Source organism: Tolypothrix sp. PCC 7601, from assembly GCF_025677855.1.
GTDB lineage: Bacteria > Cyanobacteriota > Cyanobacteriia > Cyanobacteriales > Nostocaceae > Aulosira > Aulosira diplosiphon.
On record NZ_CP064879.1, the window covers coordinates 3,302,627 to 3,322,976 of the forward strand.

Annotated in this window: 17 protein-coding genes, 1 tRNA gene and 1 riboswitch; of the genes, 8 read left to right on the forward strand and 10 right to left on the reverse strand. The window is 39.4% G+C overall.

Annotation, left to right across the window (positions count from 1 at the left end):
* Nucleotides 1-36: 36 nt before the first annotated feature.
* The 7 genes from fdhD to gatA form a co-directional block, all read right to left on the reverse strand.
* Entirely contained in the window at nucleotides 37-876 is an 840-nt protein-coding gene (gene fdhD, locus HG267_RS13835) for a formate dehydrogenase accessory sulfurtransferase FdhD (RefSeq protein WP_045872505.1), read from the reverse strand.
* Between the two features lie 82 nt (nucleotides 877-958).
* Nucleotides 959-1,636 (reverse strand): Uma2 family endonuclease, encoded by a 678-nt coding sequence (locus tag HG267_RS13840; RefSeq protein ID WP_045872506.1) that lies wholly within the window; start codon nucleotides 1,634-1,636, stop codon nucleotides 959-961.
* Between the two features lie 52 nt (nucleotides 1,637-1,688).
* Nucleotides 1,689-3,911, reverse strand: a complete 2,223-nt coding sequence (locus HG267_RS13845; protein ID WP_045872507.1) for an FdhF/YdeP family oxidoreductase — start codon at nucleotides 3,909-3,911, stop codon at nucleotides 1,689-1,691.
* A gap of 949 nt (nucleotides 3,912-4,860) precedes the next feature.
* The gene (locus HG267_RS13850) at nucleotides 4,861-5,586 is read right to left on the reverse strand and encodes a PEP-CTERM sorting domain-containing protein (protein ID WP_045872508.1); all 726 of its coding nucleotides are present in this window, start codon (nucleotides 5,584-5,586) and stop codon (nucleotides 4,861-4,863) included.
* 555 nt (nucleotides 5,587-6,141) lie between these two features.
* Nucleotides 6,142-7,230: a helix-turn-helix domain-containing protein gene (locus HG267_RS13855; protein WP_045872509.1), complete on the reverse strand. Its 1,089-nt coding sequence runs from the start codon at nucleotides 7,228-7,230 to the stop codon at nucleotides 6,142-6,144.
* A 458-nt stretch (nucleotides 7,231-7,688) separates the two neighbouring features.
* On the reverse strand, nucleotides 7,689-8,591 hold the full coding sequence (locus HG267_RS13860) for an alpha/beta hydrolase (protein WP_194007922.1): 903 nt from the start codon (nucleotides 8,589-8,591) through the stop codon (nucleotides 7,689-7,691).
* A gap of 480 nt (nucleotides 8,592-9,071) precedes the next feature.
* Entirely contained in the window at nucleotides 9,072-10,538 is a 1,467-nt protein-coding gene (gene gatA, locus HG267_RS13865) for an Asp-tRNA(Asn)/Glu-tRNA(Gln) amidotransferase subunit GatA (protein ID WP_045872510.1), read from the reverse strand.
* A 320-nt stretch (nucleotides 10,539-10,858) separates the two neighbouring features.
* Between gatA and HG267_RS13870 the strand changes: the two genes are divergently transcribed.
* From HG267_RS13870 to HG267_RS13905, 8 genes are all read left to right on the forward strand, one after another.
* Nucleotides 10,859-12,208 (forward strand): OB-fold nucleic acid binding domain-containing protein, encoded by a 1,350-nt coding sequence (locus tag HG267_RS13870; RefSeq protein ID WP_045872511.1) that lies wholly within the window; start codon nucleotides 10,859-10,861, stop codon nucleotides 12,206-12,208.
* Between the two features lie 240 nt (nucleotides 12,209-12,448).
* Nucleotides 12,449-13,003 (forward strand): hypothetical protein, encoded by a 555-nt coding sequence (locus HG267_RS13875; protein ID WP_045872512.1) that lies wholly within the window; start codon nucleotides 12,449-12,451, stop codon nucleotides 13,001-13,003.
* Between the two features lie 325 nt (nucleotides 13,004-13,328).
* Nucleotides 13,329-13,733, forward strand: a complete 405-nt coding sequence (locus HG267_RS13880; protein ID WP_045872513.1) for a hypothetical protein — start codon at nucleotides 13,329-13,331, stop codon at nucleotides 13,731-13,733.
* Nucleotides 13,734-13,984: 251 nt separating this feature from the next.
* On the forward strand, nucleotides 13,985-14,314 hold the full coding sequence (locus HG267_RS13885) for a DUF6464 family protein (protein WP_071989451.1): 330 nt from the start codon (nucleotides 13,985-13,987) through the stop codon (nucleotides 14,312-14,314).
* A 70-nt stretch (nucleotides 14,315-14,384) separates the two neighbouring features.
* A riboswitch (cobalamin riboswitch) is annotated at nucleotides 14,385-14,525 on the forward strand.
* 369 nt (nucleotides 14,526-14,894) lie between these two features.
* Nucleotides 14,895-15,674 carry an energy-coupling factor ABC transporter permease gene (locus tag HG267_RS13890; protein WP_045872514.1) on the forward strand — a complete coding sequence of 260 codons (780 nt, stop codon included), beginning with the start codon at nucleotides 14,895-14,897 and terminating at the stop codon, nucleotides 15,672-15,674.
* The gene (locus tag HG267_RS13895) at nucleotides 15,658-15,960 is read left to right on the forward strand and encodes an energy-coupling factor ABC transporter substrate-binding protein (RefSeq protein WP_045872515.1); all 303 of its coding nucleotides are present in this window, start codon (nucleotides 15,658-15,660) and stop codon (nucleotides 15,958-15,960) included. Before HG267_RS13890 ends, HG267_RS13895 begins: the two co-directional genes overlap by 17 nt.
* Entirely contained in the window at nucleotides 15,957-16,769 is an 813-nt protein-coding gene (cbiQ, locus tag HG267_RS13900; protein WP_045872516.1) for a cobalt ECF transporter T component CbiQ, read from the forward strand. The genes HG267_RS13895 and cbiQ overlap by 4 nt, the downstream gene beginning before the upstream one ends.
* Nucleotides 16,744-17,580, forward strand: a complete 837-nt coding sequence (locus HG267_RS13905; RefSeq protein ID WP_045872517.1) for an energy-coupling factor ABC transporter ATP-binding protein — start codon at nucleotides 16,744-16,746, stop codon at nucleotides 17,578-17,580. Before cbiQ ends, HG267_RS13905 begins: the two co-directional genes overlap by 26 nt.
* 114 nt (nucleotides 17,581-17,694) lie before the next feature.
* On the opposite strand, the gene HG267_RS13910 is transcribed toward HG267_RS13905, so the two are convergent.
* From HG267_RS13910 to HG267_RS13920, 3 genes are all read right to left on the reverse strand, one after another.
* Nucleotides 17,695-18,888, reverse strand: a complete 1,194-nt coding sequence (locus HG267_RS13910) for a site-specific integrase (RefSeq protein WP_045872518.1) — start codon at nucleotides 18,886-18,888, stop codon at nucleotides 17,695-17,697.
* Nucleotides 18,889-19,065: 177 nt separating this feature from the next.
* Nucleotides 19,066-19,139, reverse strand: a tRNA-Arg gene (locus tag HG267_RS13915).
* 33 nt (nucleotides 19,140-19,172) lie between these two features.
* Nucleotides 19,173-20,270 (reverse strand): tocopherol cyclase family protein, encoded by a 1,098-nt coding sequence (locus tag HG267_RS13920; protein WP_045872519.1) that lies wholly within the window; start codon nucleotides 20,268-20,270, stop codon nucleotides 19,173-19,175.
* Nucleotides 20,271-20,350: the final 80 nt, after the last annotated feature.

Consider the following 20,350-nt stretch of genomic DNA (forward strand, 5'->3'; position numbering starts at 1 on the left):
TTAGTCTCTTAAACTTATCGGTAAAAAATTCATGCTTTATGCTGCGTCTATTCTTTCCCAGCCAGTATATACATTAAATTTCTGCCCTCGTAGAAATCCAATTAAGGTAATGCCAAACTCTTCAGCGACAGACACAGCCAAATGACTAGGTGCAGAGACAGAACAAACAATAGGTACACCAGCCGCGACGGATTTTTGCAAAATTTCAAAGCTAGAACGTCCGCTTACCATCACAATATGATTATTGAAAGGTAATTCATTACTTAACAAAGCTGTACCAATCAATTTATCTAAAGTATTGTGTCGCCCCACATCTTCTTGCAAGTTCAAAAGTTGTCCTTGCAAGTCGAAGAGAGCAGCAGCGTGTAAACCTCCAGTAGCCCTAAAAATGCCTTGAGCAGAACGCAATTTATCCGGTAAACTATAAATAATCTCAGGCTTGATTCGTATCTCTGAAGAAATTACTGGATAATCCCTGAGCTTCAAAGCTTCCAAACTGGCTTTACCACAAACTCCACAAGCGCTATTAGTGTAAAAATGACGTTCTAACGGTTGTAAATCTGCAATTAATCCTGAGCGTAATTCTACATTCACAATGTTGTAGCGTTGTTCGCCATCAATTGATTCATCCACACAATAGCTAATACGTTGAATATCTTGCTTACAGCCGATCGCGCCTTCACTGTAAAGAAAACCAGCAGCTAACTCAAAATCTGCTCCTGGGGTTCGCATGGTAATAGCTAGCGTGCGATTTGGGGAAAGTAAACGAATTTCTAAAGGCTCTTCTGCGGTGAGATGATCGATGCGGGTGTGGATTTTGCCATTTTCTACAACTCTAACTGTGGCTTTAGTTTTGCTGCCTATGCGCCTATTCATAGCGATCATCTCTGGGAATTTCTGTAGTTAATATTTGTGCGATCGCATCAGCTTATCTCACAACTTCTCAAAATCAGCAATTTTATATATTCTCTGGATCAATACCCAGTTCGCGTAGTTTTACAGCTAGGCGTTCTGCGCGTTGCCTTTCTTGTTCTGCATATTCTTCTGGTGTGAGAATTAAAATTGCTTCGGCAGTAAAATAACGCAATTTTCCTTCATGAACACCCAAATATAAACTTAACTGTTGACTCCATAATAAACCTTGGGAATTAGGTTCTATGGGTTGGTACGTACCACCTACCAAAATAAAACCAGCAAATTCTAAAGTCTGAGGGTCAAACCAGAAATATTCTGGAGTCCGAAATATATCTTGATAAATTTGTTTTTTTAAGCCCTTATCCACCGATGCAGTTGTTGGGGACAGTAGTTCTATAATCAAGTTGGGATACTTGCCGTCTTCTTCCCACACAACCCAACTGTTACGCAGTCTGTTTTCAGTATTGCGTACAACAAAAAAATCTGGGCCACGAAAATCTTCTGATCTACGCTGACGTTGACTGTAATAAATAGTAATATTGCCAGCAGCAAAAAAATCATTGAGGTGGTTTAAGTCTCGCCACCACCATTCTAGGCATTTTAATAACAGCATCATCTGCTGTAAATGTAGATATGTTTCCAAAGGCGGTTCGTCACTATATAAATCCCTGTTTGGAAATATAACACCTTCTGGTGTAGGTAAATCTTGGGCGATGGACATAGCTTTTTATGTGTGGGTAATCTAAGTTTAGAGTAGGGGTTTGTAGCTAGATTCAGATTTTTTCTAGGCGAGCGATCGCATTATAATCTGGCACACCTTCTACAGAACGTTTAGTTTTATCGAGCAGTATATTTCCTTCGGGCCAATGCACTTGTAAATTGCCTGGTTGAATAGGCGCTAAATAAACTTTTCCTGTTAACTCACCTAAATCATTTTTAAGAACTATCTGATCTCCATCTTTTAATCCTAATTTATCTGCATCCTTAGCATTCATAAATATAGCTTCTCGCACTGCACCTGTAATCGCATCTTTGCGTTCTTGTACCATACTATTAAATTGTTTGCCTCGACGTGTTGCTACTAAAAAATAACCTGTTGGTGATTGTTTTTGTGGGGGTGATAAAGGTGTAAAATGCGCTTTGCCATCTGCTGTATAAAAATTCCAGCCAAAGCACAAATGTGAACCACCATATTGAAACTGATCTCCCTGCTGCTGTAAATGTTGAATTCCTGCATATTGGGGTACAACTTGGGCAATTTCTTGCCGCATAGTAGCCGTATTTTCAAAATATAATTTATCGGCTAAATCTGGTCTTATCCGCCTTGCTAAATCCATAAATATTTCCCATTCTGGACGTGCTTCGCCAATGCGCGTCCCTGGTATTTCTGGGCTGAAAATCACCCGTCGTTCTGTGCTAGTTTCTGTTACTCCACCTGGAATTTCGTAGCGAGTTGTGGCAGGTAATAGCACTACCGTATCTGCTGGTTCTACTAACATTTGGCTAGACAGCACAATATCCATATGTACTCTTAGAGGAATGCGCTGCAAAGCCTCTTCAACATAATCCGGTTCTGGGAGAACTTCTAAAAAATTACCACCTACAGAAAACAACACATCTAATTTTCCTTGATGTGCAGCATTAATCATTTCTGGCGCAATTAAACCCTGAGTTACAGGTACTTCAAAACCCCAAATTTTATTTAATTGAGTAGCATTTTCTGCAGTTATCGGCTTACCCCCAGGAAAAACCGTGGCGTAACATCCCATTTCTGCACCACCCTGTACCCCAGAGTGACCCCGAATTGGCATTAAACCGCAGCCTTCCCGACCGACAAAACCTTTGGTAAGGGCTAAGTTGATAATACTGCGGACATTATCTTCACCACATTCATGCTGAGTAATTCCCATACTCCAAACAAATACAGCTTTGTTGGCTTGTGCAACCATTTTGGCAAAAGCATACATTTGCTCGCGGGTAGTTCCAGAAAGTTGCTCTAATTCTTCCCAAGATTGGTTTGCTAATACTGCTTTGAGTTCTGCAAAACCAGCAGTGTAATTATCAATAAATGACTGGTCTACCCAATCGTTAGCAATCATATGCTTGATTGTGCCATTTAAAAATGCCATATCTCCACCCAAGCTGACGAGAAAGAAATCTTCCGCAAACTTGGTGCCAAATAAAGCACTTTCGACAATTGAAGGAACCCAGTAGCGTTCCATTCCTGGTTCGCGGTAGGTGTTAATTACGACAATTTTTGTCCCAGCTTTCTTGGCATAATGGAGATATTTAACAGTAACAGGCTGATTGTTAGCCACATTAGAGCCAATAAACACTAATAAATCAGTACCAATCCAGTCTTTATAAGAACAAGTAGTAGCCCCTGCACCTAGTGTAGATTTCAAACCAGCAGTACTAGGAGAATGACAAATTCGAGCAGCATTATCAATATTATTACTCCCCATTGCCCGCACAGCTTTTTGCGTAGCGTAGTAAGTCTCATTGACTGTGCCGCGACTGGTAATGTAAAAGCTGAGGCGGTTTGGTGTGGTAGCACGAATCTGATTAGCAATGACTTCTAGGGCTTCATCCCAACTCACCCGACGAAAACCTTTATCCCCTCGTTGGCGGATCATTGGGTAGGGAAGCCTTCCCAAATCTCGCAATTCAGCACTTCTTAGGGTTTGTAGTGGTGAAATATCCTTCAGCAGCGCCGGGTCAAAAGCTGGCATAGTATTCATCTGTAACAGCCGCAGCCTGACATTGCACAGATGCAGACCATCCAGCGTCCAGTCTTTCATCCCCGTAGTTCCCAAAGCGCAGCCATCGCAAACACCCTGATTGAGAATATTCCATGCATAGGGTAGCTGCTTGCGAGACAACCAAATGGCCCGAAAAACTTCCCAGTAATTATTCGGGTACTGTTCACCAATACCAAAAGGCTTCCAGCTAGCCCAGTGTGAAGGAGTCCAGTATTTCTTGGGTTTAGGCAACATGATGAGTATTTGCAAGTGAAGAACATTCACTTACAGGCTAGCTTTTTGAGTAGCAAATGAGTAGCGAATATGGGTAATGGGTAATGGGTAATGGGTAATGGGTAATGGGTAATGGGTAATGAATTCGTAAGTAACCACGCAAAATTAATTACAGTCATTGCGAGCGCAGCGTAAAGCCTTCGGCATAGCTTCGCTTAACGCGCAGCGTCTCGAAGAGAAGCAATCTCAACCCTTGCGATTGCTTCATTCCGCTCCGCTCCATTCGCAATGACATTTTGTAATTAATTTTGTTTAACTACTTAACTGTTACGGTATGGTTTTCACGATAAATATAATTATAGCGATCGCCTTTACTAGCTATCTAAAAATCACTTAAGCGCTTTTAGGCTTTATTCAGCCATGATTCTAGAGCGTTTTTTGCTATTTTAGTGACCGCAAGCACGATCAATATGCTCAACATCCCACTTTTGTAGAAATTTTTATCTGCATCATACTCCACTACAGATTTAGAGGTGTTAGATGTCTGGTAGTAGCAGTTACGGTAGAGAGTGCATGTTCTAGCATCAGTATTTTGAGCGATCCCTAAAGTGGCGATAGATGCGATTGAGGCAGCGATAATCAAAGACGCAAGGCGATTCATAAGTTGTAAGCTTAGAAAATCGAGATTTGTGACTACACTGGCAAATTAGAGGATTCCTGAAATTAGCTGAAAATATTAGCCAAGCCAGATACCAAAAGCTTTAATTGCCTCAATATACTGACAACATTGGCGAATAGTAAAATTCCCGACTTCTTGAAGAAATCGGGAATATTTGTGTTGCAATAGAGCCTTTAGCTAAATTTTGAGTTCCTCAAAGTTGGACTTTTTTATTATTAGCTTCAAATTATCTATGAATGTAATAAAAAAGTTGACAAATCACATAATCTATGGTTTACAATTTACCAGAAATTAAACTGTAACTTTGACTGCTAGGGCTTCTTTTTTAGCATTTTTGCCATTTTTCTTTGTCAATAATCCACCCATACCAAAAGCCATCAGACCAAAGATTGTAGCTGGTTCAGGCACAGATTGCGTAGGGGCACTGCTTACATAAGAAGTGCTGTTTACATAAGCATCACTAGCACCACCTACAAGGCTACCAGCATGAATACCTATTTGCAATTTACCTTTAGTAATAGCATCAAGAATAGAGTTGTAGTTTCCTGTAAACTGAATTCCTAAAACTTCACCTTTTTGTACTCCATTGGCGTTACCACCTACAACTCCAGCACCTAAGGTTGTACCATCCCATCCTGCTATTTTATTGCTTTGTGATAAATTGCTAGTATCACTGCTAAAGCTGACTCCGTTCAGAGATGTATTAAATGAAGAATTGAATGTTATACCAGATAAAAGATTACCTGCAGTACTATCAACGCTAAACGCAACCTGTTTAATAGTAGGGTCTTCATTTGCCACGGAAAGAGTATTGTTGGCAAACTTGAATAGCACAGTATTGTTTCCCTGATCAATAAGATCAAAGGAAAATTTGGAGTTATAAGCATCACCAACAGTATCACCACCAGCGATGTTATTGAATCCGAAAGTTACGGCAGAGGCTGGCATTGCAGTCGCTGCTAACGCAACGCCTGTTGTTACTACAAGCGCTGAAATAAAGGCAGTGTGCTTACTCATATGTATCTAAAATTGCAAGTGTAGAGATCTATTCAAAATATAATTTAGTGTTAGAAATAAAACATCTTATACAGGTTGATTTTATCGAAAGTTTAAGTTCGCAGAGTAGATATATTTGTAGCTGCTATTCTAAAGCTTAGGATAAGTAATATCTTATGTTTCTTATGCAGCAAGTGTTTCCCAAATTTGATGCTAAAAAGCAATAGCTTTTTGATTGAAAAACACATAGTTAAAATTCTAGATTAATGCCTTATAGAAGATAAAATTACTATGAAAAATATAAATCAACTATTTGGGAACTGGTGACTATATATACTAATCAATAGTTAAATGATTGACTGTAATTTAAGTGTTTTTACTAATTTATAGCAGATAAAACTTCTCAGGTTTAATTTTAATTAAAAATTAAATCAGTAATTAATCTCATTTCCCATGTAATAGCAGTCATTGCCAGTAGAAAGATGCCATGACATATTTATGGTAGTTTAACGGAGATAATATAAAGCGCGATCGCATTATTTAAACAGTACAAGAATGCAACCGCGTGTATTAGCGCTACAGTGCTTCTGGTGGAGAAATGTCAGGCCCAACCATCACACGAGTACTACCAGACTTTAGTCCTGGTTTAGCATTGGCTTCTTGTTTCTGAGTTGATTTAGGTAAGGATGAAGCGGGTTGGCTGTCCACATCAACACGAAGCGTTTTATCAGAGTTTGCTTGTGATGATACAAAAGACAATCCTCCTAATGCTCCAGCAACAAGGGCTGTATAGCCTACATATAAATGCATTGGGCGGAGTTCTAGTCCAAATCCACCAGTCGCTTTCTGCGCCTGACACCAAGAAGGTAAAGCGGCTTGTGATGCTGCTGTCTCATGTTTAGGTAAGGAAGCTGCTAAAGCTGTACCATTTAGTCCCAAAGTATTGCCGATAATGCGAATAAAGCCACGAACAAACACATCTTCTGGTAATAGATTTATATTCCCTTTCTCTAAAGCATCCATATGATGAATTGGCACATGAGTATGTTCTTTAAGTTCTATTAAAGACCATCCTCGCAATTCTCGTGCTTGCTGAAATTGTTGCCCTATTTGACGCAAAGTAATTGCATACTCTTCATTGAGTGTTTGCTGTTGTTGTTGGGTAGTAGATGGCTTCTGATTGTAATTAAGCCACTTCTTCCATACCTTTTTGGTTAATTTAGATTCGGGTTTATTGACTACATCATCTGTTGTAGCTACCTGTGATGGCAAATGATCTATATTTGTATTTGCTACTGGCTCGGATATGTCTGATTTAAGACTTGTTAGTGGTTGTAATAAATTACTAGAGTCTTCTGCTTTTATATTGGAAGAAATGCTAGCAACATCTGTCTGCGGAACGATATTTGTAACTTGTTGATGATGTGTTGCAAATTGCTGAAATGCTAAAGCAATTGCTTCTCTGCTGACTGCTTTAAATAAAACCTTGGCTTGCTCAGATGAAGACCCTAGCAACTCTTGTAAAGTACCTAAAGCATTCCTATAAACCTTACTACGGTGTAATTCAGCTTCAATATCAGCAAGCAGCGATCGCAATTGATCGCGAGGAATTTCAATAGGAGGATTTCCGGGGATTGTTAGCAAATATACAGATGTAGTAGTCATAGTTTAAGTCTCTTCCAATACTGGAGCCAAGAGTAGTTCCACCTGTATAATTGCTTCTTGTTTTTGCTGACTGATCCGGATGGTTCTCTGGGAATTTTCTACCCCTGAAAAGGTATTTTTATAAACAAAGTGAGTGGGTTACTGAGCATTAAATATAACTGTAGGTTTGACCATAAACTACAGCTAGTTACTATGCCGCGATAAATGTAATACGCAGTTGTTAGCTGAATAAAAACTTAGGTTATTCTGCAGTGCAAATCGTGATATTGCAACCAATACTACTCGGTTAAGCGTTTTGAATTCAAAATTGCTTTTGGGGAAAGGGTTAAAGGTTAAAGGTTAAAGGTTTTTTCCTTTTTCCCCCTTAACCGAAAAGTATTGATATTGCAAACACAATTAATTCGCTGGTGGAAAATACTTCACCAGCTATGTATCAAGTATCTATTTCACTGATTGAATTATCTGCGAACATAAACTTGTTTTACAAAATCATCAATCCATTGCAGATATTGCACACCAGCTAAATCTGCTAAATTGTTATGTCCAGCGTTGGGAACTAAAATTAGCTGTTTTGGTTCGGGCGCAATAGCATACAGTTTTTGGCTCATAAAAAACGGCACACTTGAATCTTCCATGCCATGAATAAATAAAACTGGCATTTTCACCATTGGTATTTTTTTTATCGATTCAAACCGTTGTGTCAGGATTAAATTGACGGGAAACATCCAAAACAAGTTCCTGTAAGCTACCACATCTCGAATAGAGGTAAAAGAACTTTCCACAATTAATCCCGCAGCTTCTGGGTGTTTGATAGCTAAATCAATTGCGATCGCACCGCCTAAAGAATGACCATAAATAAAAATATGCTTGGGTGGAATTTTTCGTTGCTGTACTAAATGATTCCAAGCTGTAGCTGCATCCTGATATACTCTGCTTTCGTTGGGAAAGGCCCCTTGGCTGCGACCATAACCCCGATAATCAATCAGCAATACAGAGAATCCTAGTTGATAAAACCGAGATGCATAGGCAAGATTTGCACCAATGTTGATACCGTTACCGTGGAGAAACAACAGAACTTTGTCATGGGATTTTTTATCGGTTTGTTTAGCTTTCATCCACCAACCGTGGATGCGTTCCCCTTTAGCAGTTCGCCCCGGTACTGGTAACCAAACTTCCTCATAAGGAAGATGAAACAACCCTGGTGTTTTTTCAATCACAGGAGAAGGAAAAAATATCAGCCGGGTTTGCTGAATAAACAGAAATATACATACACAAAAATATGCGATCGCACCAATAATAACGAATCCAATTACCAGCTTGAATAATAAATCCAATGGCAGTTGCAACCTGTTTATGCTCATTTACCCTGATTTGTTAGTTTCTCAGTATCTTGAATAATTCGTAATTCGTAATTCGTAATTTGTAATTAAGACAGCATAAAAAACTTCACCAAATCCGAGGATTGGTGATTACTGATTGTTGTAAGTATTTATGCTTAAATTATTTAATTACGAATTATTTTAATGAGAGGTAACTCAGTAATATTATATACATTAAATTCATATAAGTTTATAATTCTATTAATTTTTTAATATTTTTAGGACTTACGCAAAAGTCACGGAATTACGTCATTACGAGCGCAGCGACGTAATCGCCTGATATTCTGGGATTGCTTCCCTACACTTCGTTCCGGTCGCAATGACAAATTTTGCTTGCGTAAGTCCTGATTTTTATGCAATAAAAATATTAGGGATTAGCCGAATAAGCCTACCTAATCCCCAATCCCCAGTCCCCAGTCCCCAGTCCCCAGTCCCCAGTCCCCAGTCCCCAGTCCCCAGTCCCTACCCACCAATCACTTCTGGCTGACGTAAATGCCAATTAGTAGATTGCTCATAGGCGTAAGCTACTTGAAATAGTTGGTCTTCTCGCAGAACTTTGCCAATTAGCTGCAAGCCAATGGGTAGTCCATTTTCATCGAAGCCGCAGGGAACACTTAAACCTGGTAAACCGGCAAGATTGACAGGAATAGTCATCAAGTCAGTTAAATACATACTCAAAGGGTCGGTAGTTTTTTCTCCCGCCTTGAATGCTGTACTTGGTGCAGTTGGAGAAACTAAGACATCAACTTGTTCAAAAGCTTTTTCAAAGTCTTGCTTAATGAGAGTGCGGACTTTTTGCGCTTTTAGATAGTAAGCATCATAATAACCAGCAGAAAGGGCGTAAGTGCCAATCATGATCCGCCGTTTCACTTCTGTACCAAAGCCACTAGCGCGGGTACGAGTATACATCGACAGCAGATTATCTGCATCAGGAACCCGTAAGCCGTACTTCACGCCATCATAACGAGCTAGGTTAGCTGATGCTTCCGACGGTGCGATGATGTAGTAGCTGGGTAAACCATAGCGGAAGTTAGGACAGGAAACTACATGAATTTCTGCGCCTAAATGTTGCAGTTGTTCAATGGCTTTGGTAACTGCTTTTTCGACAACTGATTCTAAGCCTTCACCAAAAGTTTCTTTGATGACACCGATTCGGATTTTCTTTCTAGCTCTTAGGTCTGGTTTTAAAGTAGCAGCGTAATCAGGAATTTCTACTTTTAAGGAAGTGGAGTCTTTAGGATCATAGCCTGCGATCGCACTCAATAAAATTGCCGTATCTTCTACTGTGCGTCCAAATGGCCCAATTTGATCCAAAGATGAAGCGTAAGCCACCAAACCATAACGAGAAACTAACCCGTAAGTCGGTTTTAAGCCTACCACACCACAGAAAGATGCTGGTTGGCGAATTGATCCACCGGTATCAGAACCGAGAGACACAACGCATTCTTCCGCCGCCACTGCTGCGGCTGAACCTCCCGAAGAACCACCAGGAATCCGCGATAAATCCCAAGGATTAGCCGTAACTTGGTAAGCTGAGTTTTCTGTGGAACTACCCATAGCAAACTCATCTAAGTTCGTTTTACCAACCATCACCGCCCCAGCATCCGCCAGTTTTTGCGTTACCGTTGATTCATAAGGCGGCACAAAATTTTCTAAAATTTTAGAGGCGCAAGTGGTGGTAATGCCTTTGGTACACATATTGTCTTTGATGCCAATCGGAATCCCTGCCAACAGCCCAATTTCTTCACCAGCAGAGATTTTAGCATCCACAGCACGAGCCTGCTCTAACGCCTGTTGCGCCGTCACACACAAGAAACTGTGCAATTTTGGTTCTAAAGTTTGAATGCGGTCTAAAGCTTCTTGGGTAATTTCGACAGCAGAACGTTCTTTTTTAATTAGTTGTTCGTGCAACTCCCGGATGGATGCCATGATTGCTTCCTTATGTGACTCAAGTCCTTGATTTTAGTACATATTTGGGGAATTGGGCATAGCGCATGGGGCATTGGTAATTGGAATGGAGTATTTGATTATTTCTCCTTGTCCCCTGTTTCTTCCTAGTCCCCAGTCTCCAGTCCCTAGTCCCTAGTCCCTAGTCCCCAGTCCCCAGTCCCTAATCCATATTTTCGTGTAAAAGTATAGCAGTGTTCGCCGTGAAATAGATTGTGTAGTATGGGCATTGTTTGGCTTACAATCCAGATTAATTGATAAATTAAAGCATTTATATAGATTGCTGACGGGAGTACAGATAAATGGTCAAAATAGTTACACGGAGAGCTATAGGCGCAGCAAATGTCTATGACATTGGGGTGGAACAAGACCATAATTTTGCAATTAAAAATGGTTTGATCGCTGCCAATTGTTTTAATAAATCTCACTCTACAGCTTATGGATATGTCACTTATCAAACAGCATATTTAAAAGCTAATTATCCTTTGGAATATATGGCTGCACTGTTGACTGCTAACAGTGGTGATACCGACAAGGTGCAAAAATATATTGCCACTTGTATGAGTATGGGTATTCAAATCGAACCGCCAGATATTAATCGCTCTGGGGTGGATTTTACGCCAGCAGCAGATAAAATTTTATTTGGATTTTCTGCAGTGCGAAATGTGGGACAGAATGCGATCGCCTGTATTCTGGAAGCTAGGGAAGAAAGCGGCGAGTTTAAATCCCTGGGGGATTTTTGCGATCGCATAGATTTACGTGCTGTTAACCGCCGCACTTTGGAGTCACTCATCTCTTGTGGTGCTTTTGACAAAATCCAACCCAACCGTCAGCAGTTAACCCAAGATTTGCCCCTAGTATATGATTGGGCACAATCGCGCGCTAAAGACAGAGCTAGTGGACAGGGCAGTATTTTTGATTTATTAGGCGGTTTTGCTGCTACAAATAATAAAAACGGCAATAATGCTTTTGAAATTGCCCCGAAATCTCAACCTGTTTCTGATTTTCCTCCTCAAGAAAAATTACGGATGGAAAAAGAACTCTTGGGTTTTTATGTATCAGATCATCCTCTTAAATCAATTAAGCAATCGTCTTTGGTATTAGCGCCAATTAATCTTTCCCAACTAGGCGAACAACGAGATGACATGATGATTTGTGCAGTTGTCATGCTTAACGGGGTGAAAAAAGTAATCACCAAAAAAGGCGATCCAATGGCAATTTTACAAATCGAAGATTTAACTTCCCAGTCAGAAGCCGTTGTTTTTCCTAAAAACTATGAACGGATTAGTTCTTTACTGCAAGTGGATGCAAGATTGATTATTTGGGGTAAAGTAGACCGCAGAGATGACCAAACGCAATTTATTGTGGAAGATGCCGAACAAGTTGAAACAGTCAAACTAATTATGGTCGAACTCACCCCCATGCAAGCAGTCAACATTGAAGAACGCGATCGCTTAAGAAATGTTTTAAAAGAACAAGCTGGCGAAAAGGAAAAAGCCAAAATTCCTGTAATTGGAGTTGTGCAGTCAGGGAATTCTCGGCAGCTAGTCCGCTTTGGTAGGCAATTTTGGGTACAAGATTCTCTCAGTGCTGTGATTGCTCTCCAAAATGCGAGATTCCCAGCTCAAATTAAACCTTTGACTAGTAGTTAAAGATACAACACTAGAGGTTCATCAAGTTTGATTTATGATGTACTTCCAGTTATTATACGGATAATTGCTGGACTAGCTTGACATATGATTTACTACAGCGTCAACAGTAGATAGCCTTAGACAAACGACAATCGATTTAAATTTTTTGGTTACTTCTGCGGATGATAACTTCCTCTTTTGCATGGTATCTTTTGATGCCATGCCATATAGGCAATAATCAGGGGAAGGAGATCAGACTTGATGATGGTAACTGAGCTACATAAATTTGTATCATATTGTAGAAAAATACAACCTCAAACTCAAGAAGATATCAAAAAATTTTTTGAGGGGGTGCTTTTTTTCCCTTATGATAAAGAACTGCTATTACAAGCTTATTTATTCCTGAACCTGAGTAAATTATTTCCTTCTTGCTCAGAATTATTATTATTTGAAAAATCGCCCATTGCAGATTACACTGATTTAGGAAAATGTGATTTTGTCTATTTGACAAATCGCGGGAATCTATTTTTAATAGAAACTAAATTTATTGACACAGAAGCTACAGGTGCAACCGAACGAAAAAGAAGGAATAAGCATAGAAACAAGGTTTTTGACCAAGTTATTACCTTAAAAAGTCGATTTAGTGAATACTGGAATATTAGAAATGACCAATTAGAATGTGGCGTTTTTACAACCGATCCAGAAATAGATTGGCGTGGTAACGATGCCAATGTCATAACTAAATCTATAACTATAGACAATCTTGAAGAATGGCGAGTAAATTATAGCAAATACAATCAATTTGACAATCATTAATTTATTTGGCTGTGGATGTTATCAGTTTCAGTTATTAAAAATCTTTTTATTAACCCGATAAATTCAGAATATAACTTTACAAGGCAGCACCACATTTAATATTTGCCATTTAAAAAGCAAATCTTTAAACCTGATTCTTTAACTTGTTCCCCACACCAAATTTTGAATTTAAAATTCTCACCCTTGTAGTATTGGAACTACATTCTCAATTCAGGCTGACTCCACACAGTAATTTTTGTTTACAACTTCACCAAAACTAAAGTAGTATTTTTGTACTAATAACCTGTTAAAATGCCTTAACAGCTAGTTAGTCTTGTTAAAAAGTATGGAAGAATACAAAACAACACCTAACCTGGCGATTGTGCCATTTCCCACAAAAGCAGCAAAAACAGCGATCGCACCATTGCAATTGCCAAAAGACAATATAAGTGATGAGTGGGAGCGTTTATTATCCCAAGGGCAATGCATCAATCAAATGGCTGCACAGTTAGAAGCGATGATTTTAGAATTCAAAGCGATCGCCAGCAAATTGCAAGAAAAAAGCAAGCCGCATCAAAGCACTTGTCAGTATTTACCATTGGCTATCCCTTGGGTGAGACAACAGTCAGATGAGTCATTTATTCTCACAACCCGCAAAATCGATTTATTTCAAGCCGAAAAAGAAGCGCAACAGCTAGCGCAACAACTGCGCCAGCAAAGCCGTAGCAAAGAATTGCGATCGCAGTCATAAGTGCGTCCCGTACCCAATGCCCAATGCCCCATGCCCCATGCCCATCAACAAATCTTAAAGTTATGAAGGTGCAACTACAGCCCAACCAATAAACTGTAAAAGCTATGCTGATTAAAGTGGTACTCGATACCTCTAAATTAGAGGTCGCAGTGCCACTTGCTATTGTTAGTCAGGAAAAACTATCCTACTGGCAAGGCGCAAAGCTGAAACTGCCCTAAGATTTGCACTCACGAAAACGAGGTAAGGAAAAAGTGTTAAAAACTCTTTTGGTAATCGCCATTGGTTTCTTACCCTCCCTGTTCTCTTTATGGATCATCCGTAAAACTCATCTACGGACGAGGTTAAGGATGAGACAAGCCGCTATTAATGGCTCCAGGCTGAGAGCAAGACAAATTAGGCAGATTGAAGGCGATCGCTACTATTTAGAAGGCGTAGGTTATCTGGTTGGCGATATTAGCTGCAAATTTAATGCTCGATCCGGTCATATTCGCTGTGCTGTGAATCCCAATGGCCCATGTCAAGGATGTCGTCACTATGAACCTAGAGAATTAGCTGAGAATGAATCTAAAGAATATGCCTGAATATATAAGATTTCTAATTTTTAATTACGAATTACGAATTACGAATTATTAATGATTCCCTAATGATATACTTTGTCTTAATTTAATGGGTTCTGATGAATAGCACCCATCAGACGTAAGGGGGAAAGTTCGGTGTAAATCCGGCGCTGTCCCGCAGCTGTAATCTCTTATTGAGTAAGTCAGAATGCCCGCCTATTAGTTATTTTTGTGGAAACACATCTGCGAGGTACAGATGCGGTCTTATTTAGTATTTTGTCAAATGATTTATCCAGATCTGCCAACAAAGCGGCGGATATTGTTTGTTAAATACCAGAGTAGCGATCGCTCAACGAATTTTGATTGCCTACACTGTATTACTTAACAACTATGGATTTATTTAAAAAATTGAGCCAGCTTTTATCAGTAGCTAAATACCAAAAGTATCAAGATGCCTATAGCTGTGTAGCCAGTATAACTATGTGGCAATTTTGACTAATGTAAAGTTGTACTGCTACCAACTAGATTTATGTGGCATAAATCTAGTTGCTCTAGCTAATTAGTAAGAATTTGGATACTATTTGAACTCTGCTGAAACATCAAAATGAGAAAAAATCGCGTTAAGCTACATTTAGTTTTATTAGCATTAGGCAGCTTGTACTTTATAGTAGGCTTACCCAAACCTGCCTATGCGATGCACATTATGGAAGGCTTTTTACCAGTGCAGTGGGCAATTTTTTGGTGGGTAGTCGCCTTACCGTTTTTTGTTTTAGGATTGCGATCGCTAACTCGGATTACGCAAGCTAACCCGCAGCTGAAATTACTCTTGGGGTTAGCAGGTGCTTTTACATTCGTGTTATCAGCTTTAAAACTGCCTTCTGTTACAGGTAGCTGTTCCCATCCTACAGGCACAGGCTTAGGAGCAGTCTTATTTGGCCCCTTAGCCATGTCAGTTTTAGGTAGCTTGGTGCTGCTATTTCAAGCTTTGTTACTTGCACATGGCGGTTTGACAACATTGGGAGCAAATGCTTTTTCAATGGCGATCGCGGGGCCATTTGCAGCTTACTGGGTATATCAACTGACGATGCGGCTAACTGGTAAACAAAGAATCGCCATATTTTTAGCAGCCGCTTTAGCAGACTTACTCACTTACATTATTACTTCTTTCCAGTTAGCTCTAGCTTTTCCTGCACCTGTGGGTGGCTTTATTGCTTCATTTACCAAATTTGCAGGAATTTTTGCGATTACTCAAGTACCCTTGGCAATTAGTGAGGGTTTGCTGACAGTCCTAGTGTGGAACTGGCTACAATCATACAATCCTCAAGAATTAGAATTATTGAAATTAATTAAACAGGAACCCCAAACTAATGAAACAGTCTCATAAGGGATGGCATAACTGGTTATTGGTGCTTGCAGTTATTGGTTTAGCAATTGCGCCGTTAATATTAGCACGCGATGCCGAATTCGGTGGTTCCGATGGCGAAGCTCAAAAGGCCATTAGTCAAGTAAAACCAGGATATGAACCTTGGTTTCAACCCTTATTTCAACCACCTAGCAAAGAGATAGAAAGTTTATTATTTGCATCCCAAGCAGCTTTAGGTGCGGGAGTTATTGGTTACGCTATTGGCTTATATAGAGGACGTTCGCAACAGCAAAGAGATCAAGAATGACGCTGCAACTAGACAGTTTAGCCTACACCAACCGACTCAGACATATACCACCAGAACATAAAATAATTTTTGCGATCGCTACTCTTGTTATCTCCCTTTTTACCCATCCATTAGGCCAAATTCTCATTGCTTTGTGGATGGGTATTTGGATAGTTATCTACGCTAAAATTCCTGGTGGTATTTACTTAAAATTATTAATAGTTGCCAGTTTTTTTTGGTTAACCAGTTTACCAGCACTGATACTCAATAGCATCTCTATTGCAGATTTAGCTAGTGTATTACCAGATTCATGGTCAGGATTAACATTTGGACAATATTATATCTACATTAGCCGCAGTGGTAGCGAACAGGCATTAGCAATTTTTACCAGAGCATTAGCTTCTATTTCTTGCCTATATTTCTTAATGTTAACTGTTCCTTTCACAGAAATATTACAAACTTTGCGCCGCATTGGATGTCCTGTGCTTTTGACAGAACTTTTGTTGCTGATGTATCGGTTTATTTTTATTCTGTTGAGAACATCTCATGAGTTGTGGACTGCTCAACAATCTCGTGATGGCTACCGTACTTGGCGCATTAGTATGAAAAGTTTAGCATTACTGATTGGGCAGTTATTACAACGAACTCTACAACAATATAATCAATTCTCTTTAGGATTAGAAACACGCGGTTTTCAAGATGAATTCCGAGTATGGCATCCTCATCGCTATCGTCCACAACCGCGATATATCATAGAAGCAATTTTTGGCTGTGCATTATTAATCGCATTACAATTGTCTCAAGATGCAGGAATATTTACTCGAATTTGAGCAAGTATATTATAAATATTCAGGCTCACAGCAATCGGCTCTCAATGGTTTAACTCTGAGAGTACCTAAACACAAAAAATGTGCATTAATTGGTCAAAACGGTTGTGGTAAGACTACCCTATTTTTATTAGCTAATGGTTTATATAAACCCAACTCGGGAAATGTACGGTGGCGAGGTGAAGCCTTTAATTATAACCGTCATTATCTCAGTAATTTAAGGCAAAAAGTCGGCTTAATATTTCAAGATCCAGAGCAACAATTAGTAGCGGCTACTGTGGAAGAAGATATTTCCTATGGTTTATGTAATTTAGGTTTGCCGACATCAGAAATTCAATTAAGAGTTGAGCAAGCCTTAGTTGAATTTGGGCTAACATCTTTAGCAGAGAAACCAGTGCATCATCTCAGTTTAGGTCAAAAAAGGCGAGTTTCCATAGCAGATGTTATGGTGCTGCAACCAGAACTATTAGTATTAGATGAGCCAACTGCATATCTAGATGTTAAGCATACTCGCAATCTAATGGCAACGTTGAAAAAAATTCATCAAGCCGGAACTACTTTATTAATGGCAACCCACGATTTAGATTTAGTTTATCGGTGGGCAGATTGGGTTTTTGTGATGGATAAAGGACGGCTAGTATTAGAAGGTAAACCCCAAGATGTATTTATGCAACGTGAACTCTTAGAAGAATTAGAGTTAGGTTTGCCATTAATATATGAAATGTTATTTGATGGTTTATCGCCTGAAGAATCAGCAGTTATTCAACGGATACAAAAAAGGATTTGGGAAAGAAATGAATTAGATAATGGGTAATGGTAATTGGTAATTGGTAATTGGTAATTGTTGATATTCATTTGATATTCATGTCAGGCTCCCTTTAGTTAATTATGACAGTGAGTTAATGCTAGCTTTGCTTATTTTTCTCAGCTAAAACTCTGGAACAAACAAATCTCTTTTATTACCTGCATAGTGTTTATAAATTATCTCAGGAGAATTGCCAACTAATCGGGCAACGTCTTTAGCATCTAATCCATTTTCTAGCGCTAAAGTAATAAAAGTGTGTCTAGTTTGATAAGGTTTTCTGTATTCAATACCTAAACCATCTAAAACAACTTTCCATGTTCGTTTTCTAAAATTGTCAGTATCAATGTAGGTTTTTTCTTGAGGACTAGGGAACAAAATATCATCATTGTTTTTACCTTCACATAATCTTTCAAGTATAGGTTTTAGTTTTTGATTAACAGGAAATCTCCTTTTATCTTGAGTTTTCAATCCTGATTTTTTAGCCAATCCGCTCTCTGTTAAGACAACTGCACAATCAAATGTTACATATCTAAAATCGCTAGAAACATTTTTTATTTCAAGTGCAATAGCTTCTGAAGGTCTACACCCAGTGAGAAATAAGAACTCTACATAGTCAGCATAAGAAGAATGCTTAACTCTAGAATATTTAGAACAAAATTGATTACTCCTAAATGCTTCAATTATTAAATCTCTTTCATGCACACTAAAGGGGTTTATTTCGCCATCATCATTTTTTTGAGATTTAGGAATTGTGATTTTACTAGACATTCCATTAAAAGGATTATTAGTAATAATTTGTGAATCAATTGCCCAATCACAACAAGCGCTTAAACGAACGATAAATCTTCTAGCTGATTCTGGAGGAATATTACTTAAAACCCAATCTCTAATTTCAACTGCTTTCTCTAAATCATGAGTAGGCAATTTACGTACATAGTTACTAAAAGTTCTCCACTGAAACCTCATTGTGCTGGGTGATGAGGTTTTTCTTTTATGTTCTATAAACTTTTCCCAAATGTCATGAAGACTAACAGAGTATTCTGGTTGCTCTGTTTCTGCTAATCGAAAGGACTCAGGACGGTATTTATTTAATGTGTAGTCAAAAGTTCCTGGAACAAGAATATTAGCTTGAATGTCTCTCTCTATCTCTTTAGCCTTAGCTTCTGCTATCTGGCGGTTCCCTGGCGTGTCATCTAGTCCAAGTGTTAAGTATTTTTGCTTTCCATTAAATAATTGCCGGGGTAACGACAACCGTAAGCGCTTGCGGAAACTTTCAACTACGACGGAACCTTTAGTATTGCGTTTTCCTGATTGCATAATGAATATCTTAGACGCTCAGTCTAACGTACCAGATTTGTGATAGTCATTTGATAGTCAATTTGGGTTGTTTAACAAATGCTAGACAGTGCTTCTGTACTATATTTCAGCAAATAGGACAAAAAATAAATCCCTGAAACCTTTATAATTCATAGGTTTTAGGGATTTATGGGGGTACGGGACTGGTGCGTCTCGAACGCACGGCCTAGCGCTTAGGAGGCGCTCGCTCTATCCAACTGAGCTACAGCCCCAATGACGAAGCATTTATTATGATAGCAGTAGTTTTAACTAGACTGCCAGCTATCATCCCAAGAACCGCCGCCAGTTTCTAAACCGCACAGCGAACTTTGTGCTTTGAGGATAATTCGAGGTTTGCCGTTAGTGCGATCGCGTAATTGCAAATCTAGTTTTCCTTTCATAGTATCTCGACAACAGTACATTAAACCTTGTGCTGTCGGCGCACGTAAAGGCGTACCAGGTAAATCTGTGGTGCCAATTAACTCAACTTCATAATCTGCATTGTGTGCTTGTATTTGCCATCTACCCCAAGGTTGAATATTCCACTCAACTTTTGAGTTCCAGGGTACAAACTCATAAAATTTGCCTTGATAATGCACACCAATCATCGCTACAGATTCCATCCACCACAGCACACCCCGTCTTCCACCACCTGCAGTTAATGCTAAGTCGGGTTCGTTGTGGAAGCTATTACAATTGAGCCAAAACCATTTTTGCGGAAAAGCACCACCCCAATTTTTCTCTCCATAGGCTGGGGCGTTAGTAAATTCATAGATTTTCCCATTCCAATCAATCCAACCACTAGCTAAACCATGAGCCATTAAAATTTGCCATCCTGGTTCAAAAATCTGCAAAAATGACAGCCAGCCAGCAGTGGATTGTTGCAGACTTCCATGATTACCCCAAGCGTATATCGGCTTGATTTCGTACCGCCAACGACAATAATTCCCTGTAGCAGGGTCGCTAATGATGCCTTGATTCAAAGTAGCGGTAGCTTGATAGCCTTGTTGAATATGGCGCTCAAACTCTTCTGGAAGCAGGTAGAAGCCTTGGGTGGGTAAATCTGTTTTCCCCCAATGACCTAAACCTAAAACATCTCGACTAGCCCAAAATTTTTTCACATCAGGAAAAGTCCGGCAAAGATACTCATCTTGTGGCCCCAGAATTTGCGCTGCACCACCACTGTGAGGTTGATTACCAATAGGGTCTTCAATTGAGTACATGAAAGCAAAGGTTTCACCACAGTCTGGTAAGGTAACTCGATAATACCAGCCCTCAAAAAAGCGGCGGTTACTATCATCCCAGTGGTAACCGGAATGGGGTGTTTGAGTGGTGTCGAGAAAGTTTCTGGGAATACTAAGCATAATGTCAATGTGTTGCCTATTTCCCAGTATGCACAATATTCTCCAATGAATAATAGACTTGCTGCAGAAGTCGGGGAAAG